This is a genomic window from Pseudogulbenkiania sp. MAI-1 (assembly GCF_000527175.1).
In the GTDB taxonomy this organism is placed as follows: Bacteria; Pseudomonadota; Gammaproteobacteria; order Burkholderiales; family Chromobacteriaceae; genus Pseudogulbenkiania.
Genome location: NZ_AZUR01000001.1, coordinates 3,150,897 through 3,164,869, shown reverse-complemented (window position 1 = coordinate 3,164,869; position 13,973 = coordinate 3,150,897). Strand labels below are relative to the sequence as shown.

The window sequence follows — 13,973 nt, the reverse complement described above, 5'->3', positions numbered from 1 at the left end:
GGGGGAACTGATCCGCCGCTGGAGAAACAAAAAGCGCCTGAAGTCGTTCTGACCGTTTCAGGCGCTTTCAGCTATTCGGATGCCGCACATCGCGCTACGACGACGGGCTTCAAGTGGCGTCCCCACGGGGATTCGAACCCCGGTTACCGCCGTGAAAGGGCGATGTCCTAGGCCTCTAGACGATGGGGACCTAGCCGGAACGCGAGGGTGGTGGAGCTAAGCGGGATCGAACCGCTGACCTCTTGCATGCCATGCAAGCGCTCTCCCAGCTGAGCTATAGCCCCGACACATGCGTTCAAGTGCGGCGGATTATAAGAAGGCGGTGCGAGGCTGTAAAGAGGGCCGACGAAAAAATAGCCGTAGCGCTATAATTCGCCGTTTCGCATTCGTCGCAGGGGTGCCATGTCGGTCGATCACTACGAAAACTTTCCGGTCGGGTCGATTCTGCTGCCGCGGCGCTTGCGCCGCGCGGTGCACGCCATCTACCGCTTCGCCCGCTACGCCGACGACGTGGCCGACGAAGGGGAGCGTGCGCCGCAAGAGCGGCTGGACGAACTGGCGGCGCTGCGCGCCGAACTGGACGTGATCCGCGACGGCGGAGAGCCTTCGATGCCGCTGATGCGCGCCTTGGCCGAGGCCATCCGCGTGCATGGCCTGCCGTTGCCGCCGTTCTACGACCTGCTGTCGGCCTTCAGCCAGGACGTGGTCAAGGGGCGCTACGAAAGCTTTGCCGAAGTGGTGGACTATTGCCGGCGCTCGGCCAACCCGGTGGGGCGGCTGATGCTGGCGTTGTACGGGGAAACTGATCCCCGCAGCCTGGCGATGTCCGACGGCATCTGCACCGCGCTGCAGCTGATCAATTTCCTGCAGGACGTGGCGATCGACTGGCGCAAGGACCGCGTCTACCTGCCGCAGGAGGATCTGCGGCGTTTCCGGGTGAGCGAGGCGCAGATCGCCGCCGGGGACACGGGAGGGCGGTGGACGCCGCTGATGCTCAAGCAGATCGAGCGCGCGCGCAAGATGCTGCAGGCTGGTGCGCCGCTGGGCAAGAAGCTCAAGGGGCGTATCGGGCTGGAGCTGCGCCTGATCGTCATGGGCGGCGAGCGCATCTTGCAGAAGCTGCACGCCTCGGGCGGCGACGTGTTCCGGCAGCGTCCGGTGCTGACCCGGCGCGACTGGGCCTATATGCTGTGGCGCGCCATCCGGGCCAACTAGAGTCTATCTGCCCCGGCTCGTTCGCCAACTGGGATAGACTCTTGCCCTGAACACGACTGAGCAACCTTTTTCAGGAGAGGCGCGTGACGCCCGACCAATACTGCCAAGACAAGGCCGCGGCCAGCGGCTCCAGCTTCTACTACAGCTTCCGCTTCCTGCCGGAGGCGCGGCGGCGCGCGATCACCGCGCTGTACGCCTTCTGCCGCGAAGTGGACGACGTGGTCGACGAATGCCACGACGAGGGCGTGGCGCGCAGCAAGCTGGCCTGGTGGCGCGCCGAACTGACCCGGCTCTACGCCGGCGAGCCCCAGCACCCGGTGACGCAGGCCCTGCTGCCGCACGTGGCGGCCTACGAGCTGCCGCAGAAGCTGCTGGCAGAGATCATCGACGGCATGGAGATGGATCTCGACTACGCCCGCTACGACCGCTTCGCCGACCTCCTGCTGTACTGCCATCGCGCCGCCGGCGTGGTGGGGCAGTTGTCGGCCCGGATTTTCGGCTACACCGACAGCCACACGCTGCAGTACGCACACGAGCTGGGCGTGGCGTTCCAGCTCACCAACATCATCCGCGACGTCGGCGAGGACGCCCGGCGCGGCCGTATCTACCTGCCGGTGGAAGAACTGCGTCGCTTCAACGTGCCGGCGTCGGACATCCAGAACTACCGGGAAACCGAGGCGTTCCGCCAGTTGATGGATTTCCAGATCGAGCGCGCCGAGCAGTATTACCGCCAGGCCTGGGAACAGTTGCCCAAGAGCGACGTCAAGGCGCAGCGCCCCGGCCTGCTGATGGCGGCGATCTACCGCGCCACCCTGGCCGAAATCAAGCTCGACGGCCCGCAGAAGGTGCTGAACCAGCGCCTGTCGCTGACCCCGATCCGCAAGCTGTGGCTGGCGTGGAAAACCTGGGTGTTCGGCTACCAGCCGTGAGCCGCCCGCGTGTTGCCGTCATCGGCGCCGGCTGGGCCGGGCTCGCCGCCGCCGTCGAACTCGCCGGCTTTGCCGAGCTGACGCTGTTCGAGGCCGGGCGCGAACCCGGTGGCCGGGCGCGGCGGGTGCGCGAGGCCGAACTGGCGCTCGACAACGGCCAGCACATCCTGATCGGCGCCTACCGCGAGTGCCTGCGGCTGATGGCGCGGGTCGGCGTCGATCCCGACGCGGTGCTGCTACGCCAGCCGATGAACTGGCACCGGCACGGCGGCCTGCGCCTGCACTGCCCGCCGCTGCCGGCGCCGCTGCACGTGGCGTGGGGGCTGCTCGCGGCGCGCGGCATCGGCTGGCGCGACAAGTGGCGCCTGAGCCGGGCGTTGGAAACCCTCAAACGGCAGGGCTGGCGACTGGCCGAAGACTGCACGGTGGCCGACTGGCTGGCGGTACACGATCAAAGTACGGCGCTGGTGGGCGGCTTCTGGCGTCCGCTGGTGCTATCGGCCCTGAACACGCCGTTGGCCGACGCCTCGATGCAGATCCTGGCCAACGTGCTGAAGGACAGCCTCGGCGCGGCCCGTGCCGACAGCGACCTGCTGCTGCCGCGGCACGACCTGTCGGCGCTGTTCCCGCAGCCGGCCTGGCACTGGCTGGCCGGGCAGGGCGCACAACTGCGGGCGGGCTGCCGGGTGCGGGACGTGGCGTTTGCCGACGGCGCGGCGTGGGTGGATGGCGAGCGCTTCGACGCCGCCATCGTGGCGGTGGCGCCGCACCATGCCGGCGCGCTGCTGGACGACGCGGCGCTGAGGCAGCGGCTTCAGCTTTTGCGCTACCGGCCGATATGCACGGTATACCTGCGCTTCGGCCAATCGCTGCGCCTGCCGCGCGTGATGACCGGCTTCGCCGGCGGCACCGCCGACTGGCTGTTCGACCGCGAGGCGCTGAGCGGCGAGCGCGGCCTGGTGGCGGCGGTGATCAGCGCGCCGGACGAGGCCATCCTGGCGTTGCCGCCGGCTCAGTTGGTGGCGCGGGTGCTGGACGACCTGCGGCGGCTGCAGCCGACATTGCCCGAGCCGCTGTGGTCGCGCGTGCTGGTGGAGAGGCGCGCTACCTTTGCCGCCGTGGCCGGACTGGCGCGCCCCGGGACGCGCATCGGCGTACAATGCGGCTATCTGGCCGGCGACTGGGTGGATTCGCCCTATCCGGCCACGCTGGAAGCCGCCGTGCAGAGCGGGGTCAACGCCGCGCACGTGTTCAAGCAGGATTGGATGAAACAGAAAAACTGATGATGACAACTGAACCGAACAACGCAAGTCTGGCCGGCCGGGTGATCCTGGTGACCGGCGCCACTCAGGGGATAGGCCGCGAGGTGGCGCTGCATTACGCCCGCTACGGCGCCACCGTGGTGCTGCTGGCGCGCAGCGTGAAGCGCCTGGAAGCCGTGTACGACGAGATTGTGGCCTTGGGAGCGCCCGAGCCGGTGGCCATTCCGCTCGACCTGTTGACCGCCACCGACGATCAGTTCAACAACCTGGCCTTTCAGATCAAGCAGACTACCGGCCGACTCGACGGCATCGTCCACTGTGCCTCGCATTTCTACGCGCTGTCGCCGCTCTCCAACCAGTCGGTGGACGAGTGGATGAACCAGTACCGCATCAATACCGTGGCCCCGTTTGCGCTGACCCGTGCCTGCCTGCCGCTGTTGACCGCCGCCCCGGATGCCGCGGTGCTGTTCGTCGGCGAAAGCCACGGCGTCAAGCCGGGGGCCTACTGGGGCGGTTTCGGCGCTTCCAAGGCCGGTCTGCATTACCTGACCGCGGTGGCCGCCAGCGAGTGGGACGTCTACCCCAACCTGCGCGTCAACCTGCTGATTCCCGGCCCGGTCAACGCGCCACAGCGCAACCGCACCCACCCGGGCGAGGCCAAGACCGAGCGCGCCGAGATCGCCGCCCTGCTGCCGCACTTCCTGTACTGGATCAGCGAGGCCAGCCAGGGGCAAAGCGGGCAGGTCATCGAACTGGACCTGCGCCCGCAACTCGCCTCCTAAGGAAGGAGTCCCATGCGTTCCCTGCTCGTCGTCCCCCTGCTGCTGACGCTGGCCGGCTGCAACTGGCTCAGCAACGTGTCCGGTCTGTCCAAGGACGCCAACAAGGCGGTCGGCGCGGCCTGCCGCCAGAGCGGCCGCTCGCTGGAGGAGTGCTACCTGCGCAATCCCGACGCCGACAAGGCGCAGATTTACGCGGGCTGGCGGGAAATGCACGAGTACATGGTCAAGCAGAAGCTGGAAACCATCGCGCCGCCGCCCGACCCGGTGGCTCCGCCAGTGGCCGCCAACGGCGCCCACAAGCCCGAGGCCAGCGCCGCTGCCGCCCAGCCGGAGAGCAAGCCCCACGCCCAGCTCACCCCGGCCGAGGCGGACCGGGCGATGCGCAACGATCCGCAGGTGGCGGCGGTGCTGGCGGCCATCAAGCGCGGCGGCCTGCCGCCCGCGCCGGCGGCAGGGAAAGGCCCGTCCGAGGAGGAAAAGCAACTGCTCGACGTCATCCAGCAACTCAACAAGAAGAGCGGCAGCGCCGCCTCCTCTCCCGCCGGCTGAGCGCCGGCGTCACGTGCATGGCCAAAATCAAGACCGTTTACAGTTGTACCGAATGCGGCGGGCAGTCGCCCAAGTGGCAGGGGCAGTGTCCGCACTGCCAGAGCTGGAACACCCTGGTCGAAACCGTCCAGGCGCCGGCCTCGGCCAATCCGCGCTTCCAGGCCTGGGCCGACACCACCAGCCAGGTGCAGATGCTGTCCGAGGTCGAGGCGGTGGAAGTGCCGCGCGAACCGTCCGGCATCGGCGAACTCGACCGCGTGCTGGGCGGCGGCCTGGTGCGCGGCGCGGTGATCCTGATCGGCGGCGACCCCGGCATCGGCAAGTCCACGCTGCTGTTGCAGGCGCTGTCCGAAGTCGGCGTCCGGCGCAAGGTGCTGTACGTCTCCGGCGAGGAATCGCCGCAGCAGATCGCGCTGCGCGCCTCGCGGCTGGCGGTCGACCCGGCGCGCGTGCGTTTCCTGGCCGAGATCCGTCTCGAGGCCATCCTCGCCACGCTGAAGCAGGAGGCGCCCGAGGTCGCGGTGATCGACTCGATCCAGACGCTGTACACCGAGCAGGTCACCTCGGCACCGGGCTCGGTGTCGCAGGTGCGCGAGTGCGCCGCCCAGCTGACGCGCATGGCCAAGCAGACCGGCACCACCATCCTGCTGGTCGGCCACGTCACCAAGGAAGGCTCGCTGGCCGGCCCGCGCGTGCTGGAGCACATGGTCGACACCGTGCTGTATTTCGAGGGCGAGTCGCACTCCAGCCACCGCATGATCCGCGCCATCAAGAACCGCTTCGGCGCGGTCAACGAGCTGGGCGTGTTCGCCATGACCGACAAGGGCCTGAAGGGCGTGTCCAACCCGTCGGCGATCTTTTTGTCCTCGTACCGCGACGACGTGGCCGGCTCCTGCGTGCTGGTGACGCAGGAGGGCACCCGCCCGCTGCTGGTCGAGGTGCAGGCGCTGGTGGACGACGCCCACGGCTTCCAGCCCAAGCGGCTCACCGTCGGGCTGGAACAGAACCGGCTCGCCATGCTGCTGGCGGTGGCCCATCGCCACGCCACCGTGGCCTGCTTCGACCAGGACGTGTTCCTCAACGCCGTGGGTGGGGTCAAGATCGCCGAGCCGGCGGCCGACCTGGCGGTGATCCTCGCCATCGTGTCGTCGTTGCGTAACCGCCCGCTGCCGGAAAAGCTGGTGGTGTTCGGCGAGGTCGGCCTGGCCGGCGAGGTGCGCCCGGTGTCGCGCGGCCAGGAGCGGCTCAAGGAAGCCGCCAAGCTCGGCTTCACCCGCGCCATCGTGCCCACCGCCAACCGTCCGCGCCAGCCGATCGAGGGGCTGGAGATCGTCGCGGTCGACCGCCTGGCCGACGCCATCGACTACTGCAAGGCATGACAAGCCAACAAGAAAGGGTGGGAGCCCGATGATCACCCCCGAGCTGATCGAGGCGGAACGGCCCTACCTGCTGCGCTACGCGTTGGCGCAGCTGCGCGACCGCCAGGCCGCCGACGAGGTGGTCCAGGAGACGCTGCTGGCGGCGCTGGAGTCGCGCGAATCGTTCGCCGGCAAGTCGACGCCGCGCACCTGGCTCACCTCGATCCTGCGCTTCAAGCTGATCGACGCGCTGCGCCGCCAGTCGCGCGAGGTCGCCGTCGAGTCGTTCGAGGACACGCTGGACGATAGCGACATCGACGCGCTGTTCGACGCCAGCGGCCACTGGCGGCAGGCCATCCGCGAATGGAGCGGACCGGAGCAGGAACTGGTCGCCAAGCAGTTCTGGGAGGTGTTCGAGCGCTGCTCGCAGGTGATGCCGCGCCGCACCGCGATGGCCTTCGTCATGCGCGAGGTGATCGGCATGGAGATCGCCGACATCTGTAATAACCTCGGCATTACCGCGACCAACTGTTCGGTGCTGTTGTACCGGGCGCGCATGAGCCTGCGCGAGTGCTTGGAAATCCGCTGGCTGGGAGGAGGTGCCACATGAGGATCAACTGCAAACAGGCCAGCCGGCTGATTTCCGACGCGCTCGACCGGCCGCTGAGCAAGACCGAGTACCTGCGGCTGCGCATCCACCTGTTCCTTTGCGGCAACTGCACCGAGTTCTCGCGCCAGTTGCAGTTGATGCAGCAAGCGGCGCGCAAGGCCGGGCGCGGGGAATAAGAGCCGCTAACAAAACCCTCTTGGCGTTGTTGCGTTCGCGTGCGAATCTCTCGCAGAGATTCGCTCAGCAAGCACTTGCCGTACGACTTGTACTGTCTTCGGCTGCGCGCCTAGCTAAGACCGTTGCACTGGGTTTTGTTAGCGGCTCTAAGCCGGTTGCCTGCCGATTGGGCATAATGAGCGAGGCCGGAATTCTCCGGCCTCGATGGTTTTTGTCGCGCCCCTCGGCTTCAGTGCTTGCCCTTGCCGCGCTTGGCGGCATTGGGACAGCTGGCGCAGGCGCTTTGCTCGCAAAGGCCGACGCCGGTGAGCGACTGCTTCAGCGCGCACACCGAGCGGCGGCAGGCGATGAAGCGCACGTTTTGTTCCGAGGCCAGCTCGCGGAAGTGGCGCATCACGTTGTGGCCGAGGAAGTCGGTGAACAGGATCAGCATGTCGGTGCCGGCGGGCAGGCGGTCGAGCTTGCGCTGATGCGAGCTGTTGCGGCCGCTCAGGTGGCGATGGATGGAGATGCCGAAGCTCTCCAGCACGGTGGGGATGTTGCCCAGGGTATCGGCTCCGACCAGCATGGCGTTCATGGGGTTTCCTCGTGATCTTGTTGTGATGTTGAAAATGATAATGATTATCATTGGCATGGTCAACACGGCAGAGTCCCTCCAGGCTGCATCTGTCTCATGGCTACAACGGTGGTATCAAGAGGCCTGACCGACCGGGCATGGCCCCGGCGCGGGCGACCGCCTCACCACTCCTTGCCGGCACGCCAGATCGACCAGATCAGCCACAGGCTGTTGAAGAAGGCCACCATGAAACCCATGAAGCCGAAGAAGGGCAGGCCGAACAGCTTGGGTCCGGCGTCGACGGTCATCACGATGGACGAGCCGATGATCAGGCAGCCGGTGACGATGCCCATCGTCAGCCGGTTGGCGGTGCGGTCGATCTGGCGGCCGAAGCTATCCAGCCGCTGCAGGTCGAAGTTGATGCGGAACTTGCCGTGGCGGATGTCTTTGCCGAGCCGGATCAGGTCGCGCGGCAGGTCGCCGATGATGCTCGCGGCTTCGACCAGCGTCTGCTTGCCGCGCTTGAGCAGGGTCTGGGGTGTGTAACGGTTGAGGATCAGCTCGCGCACGAACGGCGTCAGGTGTTCCACCAGCTGGAAATCCGGGTTGAGCTGGCGCCCCAGCCCTTCCAGCGTGATCAGCGCCTTGAACAGCATGGCCATGTCCGGCGGCAGCACGATGCCGTGGTCGCGGATCAGCGACATGATGTCGATGATCAGCTGGCTGATGTTGAGATCCTTCAGCGGAATGTGCTCGTACTGGAACATGAACTCGCTGATGTCGTCGGCGAACTTGTCTTCGTCCACCGGGGTGGTGCCGGTCCACTCGATCAGCACGTCGATCATCGCTCGCTCGTCGCGTTCCGAGAGCGCCGCCAACAGGTCGACGATCTCGTCGCGGCGCGTATGGCTGATGCGGCCGACCATGCCGAAATCGATGAAGGCGATGCAGTTGTCGGGCTGGAAGATCACGTTGCCGGGGTGCGGGTCGGCGTGGAAGAAGCCGTTGATCAGGATCATGCGCAGCACCGCGTCGGCACCGCGGTCGGCCAGCGTGGTCGGGTCGAGGCCGGCCTCCCTGAGCATGTCGACCCGGGTGGCGGCATGGCCGTCGATGAAGTCCTGCACGTTGACGGCCGGGTTGGTGTAGTCCCAATACACGCCGGGCACATGCACGAACGGGTCGTCGGCGAAATCGCGCCCGAAGCGTTCCATATTGCGCGCCTCCACCGCCAGGTTCATCTCGCGGTTCAGCGAACGGGCGAACTCGTTGACGATTCCGGTCGGCTGGTAGCGCCGGGCGTCGGGAAACTCCAGCTCGATCAGCCCGGCGATGTGCTCGAGGATGCGCAGGTCGGCCTGCACCTTGGGCACGATGCCGGGGCGGCGCAGCTTGACCGCCACCACGGTACCGTCCTTGAGCGTGGCACGGTGCACTTGGGCGATCGAGGCCGAACCGATCGGCTGCATCTCGAATTCGTCGAACAGTTCCTCGATGGAACTGCCCAGTGCGTGCTTGACCAGTTGCGGCACCTGTTCCGGGTGCAGCGGCGGCACGTGGCTTTGCAGCTTCTCGAACTCGGCGATCCATTCCGGCGGAAAGACGTCGACGCGGGTGGACAAGATCTGCCCCAGCTTGATGAAGGTCGGGCCGAGTTCTTCGAAAGCCAGGCGCACTCGGACCGGCGGCGGTAGCCCCTCGTCCCCCTCCGGCAGCGGCAGATTCAGCCAGGCGCCGGCCTTGGCCAGGGCACGCGGCAGCTTGAGGCGTTGGGCGAACTGGCCGAGGCCGTGACGGAACAGGATTCCGGTGATTTCCTTCAGGCGCGGCAGGTCGCGCATGGCGATCAGGGTTTCTTTCAGCATCGGGCATCCCGCATTTTGGGTTGGCTTTACACTCCACGCCTCGTCCGATAGAGTGCGGCCTATGAAATTGCATCTGCACCTGTTGGCTTGGGTGCTGGCTACCTTTATGGTATTGGCTTATGCCGCGCCAGACAAAGCCCCCCCGGAAAATCACCCCGCCGCCGAAACTCAGGAAGACCCGATCGGCAAATTCGCCGCGCCGGGCGAAGAGGCCGTCGGCGACTTGTTGCTGCAGGCCATGAGCCTGCTTGGTGTGGCCTATCGCTTTGGCGGCAGCACGCCGTCGGCAGGGCTGGATTGCAGCGGTTTCATTCAGTATGTATTCAAAAAGTCATTGCGGGTGAATCTGCCGCGTACCGCGGCGGAAATGGCCAATGCGGGGCGCCCGGTAGAAAAAAGTGAACTGGCGCCGGGCGATCTGGTCTTTTTCAACACCCGCGGCTTCCAGTATTCCCATGTCGGCATCTACATGGGGGGCGGCAAGTTCATCCATTCCCCTCGCACCGGCAAGTCGGTCGAGGTGTCCAACATGAACCAGAGTTACTGGACGGCGCGCTACAACGGCGCCCGGCGCGTGAGCCGCGGCTCGGCGGCGGGTGTCGTGCGCGACGACAGCGAACCGACGCCAAAGCTGCTGGCGAAAAACAGCGTCAAGGCGGTGGAGGGCAAGGAGCCCGCTGCCAAGGTCGTGTGCCGCAAGGGTCGGCGCTGCAAGCAGGAGATTACCGCTGCCGAGGAGCCGAAAGCCAAGGTTGCCTGCCGCAAGGGGCGACGCTGCAAGCAGGAAGAGGTGGCGGAAGCCAAAGGGCGGCGGAGCAATGGCGACAAGGCGGTGTCGTCCAAGGCAGGCAAGTCTTCCCGCAGCAAGAAGGCCGAGGAGACGAAACCCTCCCGCAGCAAGTCGTCCGATGCAGGCCGGTCCGGCAAGGAGGCGCGCAAGAAAAAAGAGGCGTCGTCCCGGCACTCCTGATGCGGTGACTGACTCCCGCTCGACTGTCGATGCCCGCCCTGGCGGGCATCGTGTTTTTGAAAAACAAACGGAACGTCCTATGAAACTGCAACAACCGGTGTGGCTCGATCCGGAGGGCAACGTCGTGGCCTGCGTCGAAAAGATCAAGGTGATGAACGAGAACCTCGAAGAACTGGCGCAAATGGCGCAGGATGCCTTCGAAGACGCCATCCTGATGGGGTGCGACGAGCGCCAGGTGCGCGCGTTCCTGGTGGCGCTGATGCAGAACCTCGACAACCCCTACCAGGGCTGAGCAGCGAGTGAGTACCTCCGCTGTGCGGCGCTATCCCGGCTCTGCGATGCTGCCGTGCTTGTCGTACGGTTGCGCGGCTCGAACCGGCGTCGAGTTGTCCGCAACGATTTTGCTCACCCCCTCCTCGCTCCAGGAAAACATGGCATGGCCCTTCCTTTTGAAGCCCTGATCGGCTTCCGCTACCTGCGCGCCAAGCGCCGCAACGGTTTCATTTCCTTCATCTCGCTGGTGTCGGTGGTCGGCATCGCGCTCGGCGTGGCCGCGCTGATCATCGTGCTGTCGGTGATGAACGGTTTCCAGAAGGAAATCCGCAGCCGCATTCTCGGCGTCGCCTCGCACGTCGAGATCAGCACCTACGAGGGCAAGCTGTCCGACTGGCCGGCGGTGGCCAGGCTTGCCGCCAAGGAGCCGCACGTCATCGCCACCGCGCCCTTCGTCAACGCCCAGGGCCTGATGTCGGCCGGCGGCAACGTGCGCGGCACCCTCGTCCGCGGCATCGACCCGGTCAGCGAGGACCGCGTGGTCGACGTCGGCAAACACATGGTGAGCGGCACGCTCGCCTCGCTCAAGCCGGGCGAGTTCGGCATCCTGCTGGGCGTCGAGCTCGCGCGCCAGCTCAACGTCGTCACCGGCGACAAGGTTACCGTGATCACTCCGGAGGGCAACGTCACCCCGGCTGGCATGCTGCCGCGTCTCAAGCAGTTCACCGTGGTCGGCCTGTTCAAGGTCGACATGTTCGAGTACGACTCGTCGCTGGCGATGATCCACCTCAGGGACGCCCAGGTGCTGTTCCGCATGGGCGACAAGGTGAGCGGGGTGCGGCTGAAGCTGGACGACCTGTTCGCCGCACCGCTGGTCAAGGCCGAACTGCGCAACAAGCTGTCGGCCAACGCGTTCACTTCCGACTGGACCGACATGAACGCCAACTACTTCCGCGCGGTGCAGATCGAGAAGCGCATGATGACCATCATCCTGACGCTGATCGTCGCCGTGGCCGCGTTCAACCTGGTGTCGTCGCTGGTGATGGTGGTGACCGACAAGCAGGCCGACATCGCCATCCTGCGCACGCTGGGGGCGGCGCCGGCCAGCATCATGAAGATCTTCGTGATCCAGGGGGCGGTGTCCGGCGTGCTGGGCACCTTCTGCGGCGTGGCCGGCGGCGTGCTGGTGGCGCTGAACCTGGACGTGATCGTGCCGCTGATCGAGCGCCTGATCGGTACCAAGATTTTGTCGAGCGAGGTCTACATGATCGATTACCTGCCGTCCGACGTGCAGTGGGGCGACGTCTCCACCATCACCGTGATCTCGCTGCTGCTGGCCCTCTTGGCCACGCTCTACCCGAGCTGGCGCGCCGCGCGCACCCAACCGGCGGAGGCGCTGCGCTATGAGTAAGGTATTGCGTTGCCATGACCTGTCCAAGGTGTACGACGAGGGCGGGCTGAATGTCGAGGTGCTGTCCGGCGTGTCGCTCGAGGTCGAGAAGGGCGAGCGGCTGGCCATCGTCGGCGCCTCCGGCTCCGGCAAGAGCACGCTGCTGCACCTCCTGGGCGGGCTCGATACCCCGACTTCGGGCGAGATCGAGGTGATGGGCCAGTCGCTCTCGAAGCTGAACGAGCGCCAGCGCGGTGAGCTGCGCAACCGCTCGCTCGGTTTCGTCTACCAGTTCCATCACCTGCTGCCGGAGTTCACCGCGCTGGAGAACGTCATGATGCCGCTGCTGATCCGGCGCATGAGGCGTGCCGAGGCGGAGCAGCAGGCGGCCGAGATGTTGGGCCGCGTCGGCCTGGCGCGCCGTCTCGCGCACAAGCCGGGTGAGCTGTCCGGCGGCGAGCGCCAGCGCGCCGCCATCGCCCGCGCGCTGGTGACGAAGCCGGCCTGCGTGCTGGCCGACGAGCCGACCGGCAACCTCGACCGAGGCAACGCCGACGCGGTGTTCGAGCTGATGCTGGAACTGAACGCGAGCCTCGGCACCAGCCTGGTGATCGTCACTCACGACGACCGTCTGGCGAACCGTACCGGGCGTGTCTTGCGCCTGACCGACGGCGTGCTGTCTGCCGACACGCCGCAACCGATTCTTACCGCAACCCATTAAGGAGGGAGTTCTCTGCATGCTGGTCGACGGCGACAAACTGCTCACCCTGGATAAACTCATGCTGGCGCTGGAGACGCCTTCCGGTTGGCTGGAGCTGGCCTTGGCGCTGGCCGCGTTCATGATCGGCCTGTATGTGGCGAAGCGGGTGTTCCGCCGGCTGTTCGCCGAGCATCCGGAGCGTTACGAACGCTTCCTGCCTTACGCGGGCTTCCGCCTGGTGCTGCCGCTGGCAGCGCAGTTGCTGGTGATCGTGAGCGGCGTGCTGTGGCGCCTGATCCTGGGTGAGGCGCCGCAGCTGCTACCCATCGCCAGCGCCATGCTGTTCTGGCTCGGCCTGATCCGCGTCGCCACCGCCATGGTGCGCCAGGCCTTGCCGAAGGGGCGCTTCGAGCGCACCACCGAGCACTTCCTCGCCACGCTGTTCTGGCTCGGCTTCGTCAGCTGGGCGATCGGCGTCGATACCCTGGCGGTGGAGTGGCTGGAGTCGATCCGTTTCCACGTCGGCAAGGTCGAGGTCAACCTGTACATGATCCTGACCGGCTTGCTGTGGGTGGCCATCATCCTGGTGGGCTCGCTGTGGGTGAGCCGGATCATTGAATCGCGCGTGATGAAGCTGGCCGACATCGACCTGAGCCTGCGCATCGTGTTCACCAAGCTGACGCGGACCGTGCTGCTGGTGGCCGGGGTGATGGTGGCGCTGCCGATCATCGGCATCGACCTGACCGTGCTGTCGGTGTTCGGCGGCGCGCTCGGCGTCGGCCTCGGCTTCGGCCTGCAGAAGATCGCCAGCAACTACGTGTCCGGCTTCATCATCCTGCTCGACCGTTCGATCCGCATCGGCGACCGGCTGATGATCGACAACCGCACCGGCTACGTCACCAAGATCACCTCGCGCTACGTGGTGCTGAAAACCGCCGACGGCTCGGAAGCGCTGGTGCCGAACGACACGCTGATCGCCAATACCGTGGTCAACCAGTCCTACTCGGACAAGAGCATCTGGACCAGCGTGACGGTGCAGGTGGGCTACGACAGCAACCTGGAGCTGGCCTTGCAGCTGGTGCGTGAGGCGGCAATCCACCCGCGTGTGCTGAGCGATCCGGCACCGGCCTCGTTCGTGACGGCCTTCGCCGACAGCGGCATCAACCTGGAGCTGGGCTTCTGGGTGGCCGATCCGGAAAATGGCTTCCTCAACCTCAAGTCAGAGATCAATCTGGCCATCTGGCGCGCTTTCAAGCAACATGGCATCAACATTCCGTTCCCGCAGCGCGAGGTGCGCATCCTGGCCCCAGCCGGTGGGGACGCTGCCTGACCACGAG

General features: G+C 66.3%; 15 protein-coding genes and 2 tRNA genes. 13 read left to right on the top strand and 4 right to left on the bottom strand.

Going from position 1 to position 13,973, the window contains the following annotated elements; genetic code table 11:
* Positions 1–114: 114 nt before the first annotated feature.
* Both PSEMAI1_RS0114740 and PSEMAI1_RS0114735 read right to left on the bottom strand, forming a co-directional pair.
* A tRNA-Glu gene (locus PSEMAI1_RS0114740) sits at positions 115–190 on the bottom strand.
* An 18-nt stretch (positions 191–208) separates the two neighbouring features.
* Positions 209–284 (bottom strand) — tRNA-Ala (locus tag PSEMAI1_RS0114735).
* 118 nt (positions 285–402) lie between these two features.
* On the opposite strand from PSEMAI1_RS0114735, the gene hpnC reads away from it, so the two are divergent.
* From hpnC to PSEMAI1_RS0114695, 8 genes are all read left to right on the top strand, one after another.
* On the top strand, positions 403–1,215 hold the full coding sequence (hpnC, locus tag PSEMAI1_RS0114730) for a squalene synthase HpnC (protein ID WP_024303619.1): 813 nt from the start codon (positions 403–405) through the stop codon (positions 1,213–1,215).
* An 83-nt stretch (positions 1,216–1,298) separates the two neighbouring features.
* Complete coding sequence (gene hpnD, locus PSEMAI1_RS0114725) at positions 1,299–2,144, top strand: presqualene diphosphate synthase HpnD (RefSeq protein WP_024303618.1); 846 nt, start codon at positions 1,299–1,301, stop codon at positions 2,142–2,144.
* Positions 2,141–3,427, top strand: a complete 1,287-nt coding sequence (gene hpnE, locus PSEMAI1_RS0114720) for a hydroxysqualene dehydroxylase HpnE (protein ID WP_024303617.1) — start codon at positions 2,141–2,143, stop codon at positions 3,425–3,427. The genes hpnD and hpnE overlap by 4 nt, the downstream gene beginning before the upstream one ends.
* Positions 3,427–4,188, top strand: coding sequence for an SDR family oxidoreductase (locus PSEMAI1_RS0114715; RefSeq protein WP_029770744.1), 762 nt, complete (start codon positions 3,427–3,429; stop codon positions 4,186–4,188). The genes hpnE and PSEMAI1_RS0114715 overlap by 1 nt, the downstream gene beginning before the upstream one ends.
* A gap of 12 nt (positions 4,189–4,200) precedes the next feature.
* Positions 4,201–4,737, top strand: a complete 537-nt coding sequence (locus tag PSEMAI1_RS0114710; protein WP_024303615.1) for a hypothetical protein — start codon at positions 4,201–4,203, stop codon at positions 4,735–4,737.
* A 17-nt stretch (positions 4,738–4,754) separates the two neighbouring features.
* Entirely contained in the window at positions 4,755–6,116 is a 1,362-nt protein-coding gene (gene radA, locus PSEMAI1_RS0114705) for a DNA repair protein RadA (RefSeq protein WP_024303614.1), read from the top strand.
* A 28-nt stretch (positions 6,117–6,144) separates the two neighbouring features.
* Positions 6,145–6,705: a sigma-70 family RNA polymerase sigma factor gene (locus PSEMAI1_RS0114700; protein ID WP_024303613.1), complete on the top strand. Its 561-nt coding sequence runs from the start codon at positions 6,145–6,147 to the stop codon at positions 6,703–6,705.
* Complete coding sequence (locus PSEMAI1_RS0114695) at positions 6,702–6,881, top strand: zf-HC2 domain-containing protein (protein ID WP_024303612.1); 180 nt, start codon at positions 6,702–6,704, stop codon at positions 6,879–6,881. The genes PSEMAI1_RS0114700 and PSEMAI1_RS0114695 overlap by 4 nt, the downstream gene beginning before the upstream one ends.
* Positions 6,882–7,111: 230 nt before the next feature.
* Here PSEMAI1_RS0114695 and PSEMAI1_RS0114690 read toward each other — a convergent pair whose 3' ends face one another.
* Positions 7,112–7,459: a DUF2325 domain-containing protein gene (locus PSEMAI1_RS0114690; protein ID WP_024303611.1), complete on the bottom strand. Its 348-nt coding sequence runs from the start codon at positions 7,457–7,459 to the stop codon at positions 7,112–7,114.
* A 161-nt stretch (positions 7,460–7,620) separates the two neighbouring features.
* On the bottom strand, positions 7,621–9,303 hold the full coding sequence (locus PSEMAI1_RS0114680; protein ID WP_024303610.1) for an AarF/ABC1/UbiB kinase family protein: 1,683 nt from the start codon (positions 9,301–9,303) through the stop codon (positions 7,621–7,623).
* Positions 9,304–9,364: 61 nt separating this feature from the next.
* On the opposite strand from PSEMAI1_RS0114680, the gene PSEMAI1_RS0114675 reads away from it, so the two are divergent.
* The 5 genes from PSEMAI1_RS0114675 (at position 9,365) to PSEMAI1_RS0114650 (ending at position 13,966) form a co-directional block, all read left to right on the top strand.
* Positions 9,365–10,273, top strand: a complete 909-nt coding sequence (locus tag PSEMAI1_RS0114675) for a C40 family peptidase (RefSeq protein ID WP_024303609.1) — start codon at positions 9,365–9,367, stop codon at positions 10,271–10,273.
* A 79-nt stretch (positions 10,274–10,352) separates the two neighbouring features.
* Positions 10,353–10,565 carry a hypothetical protein gene (locus PSEMAI1_RS0114670; protein ID WP_024303608.1) on the top strand — a complete coding sequence of 71 codons (213 nt, stop codon included), beginning with the start codon at positions 10,353–10,355 and terminating at the stop codon, positions 10,563–10,565.
* Between the two features lie 144 nt (positions 10,566–10,709).
* Positions 10,710–11,957, top strand: a complete 1,248-nt coding sequence (locus PSEMAI1_RS0114660) for a lipoprotein-releasing ABC transporter permease subunit (RefSeq protein ID WP_024303607.1) — start codon at positions 10,710–10,712, stop codon at positions 11,955–11,957.
* Positions 11,950–12,657, top strand: coding sequence for a lipoprotein-releasing ABC transporter ATP-binding protein LolD (gene lolD, locus PSEMAI1_RS0114655; protein ID WP_024303606.1), 708 nt, complete (start codon positions 11,950–11,952; stop codon positions 12,655–12,657). The genes PSEMAI1_RS0114660 and lolD overlap by 8 nt, the downstream gene beginning before the upstream one ends.
* A 16-nt stretch (positions 12,658–12,673) precedes the next feature.
* Positions 12,674–13,966 (top strand): mechanosensitive ion channel family protein, encoded by a 1,293-nt coding sequence (locus PSEMAI1_RS0114650; RefSeq protein ID WP_051460232.1) that lies wholly within the window; start codon positions 12,674–12,676, stop codon positions 13,964–13,966.
* The last annotated feature ends 7 nt before the right edge of the window (positions 13,967–13,973 follow it).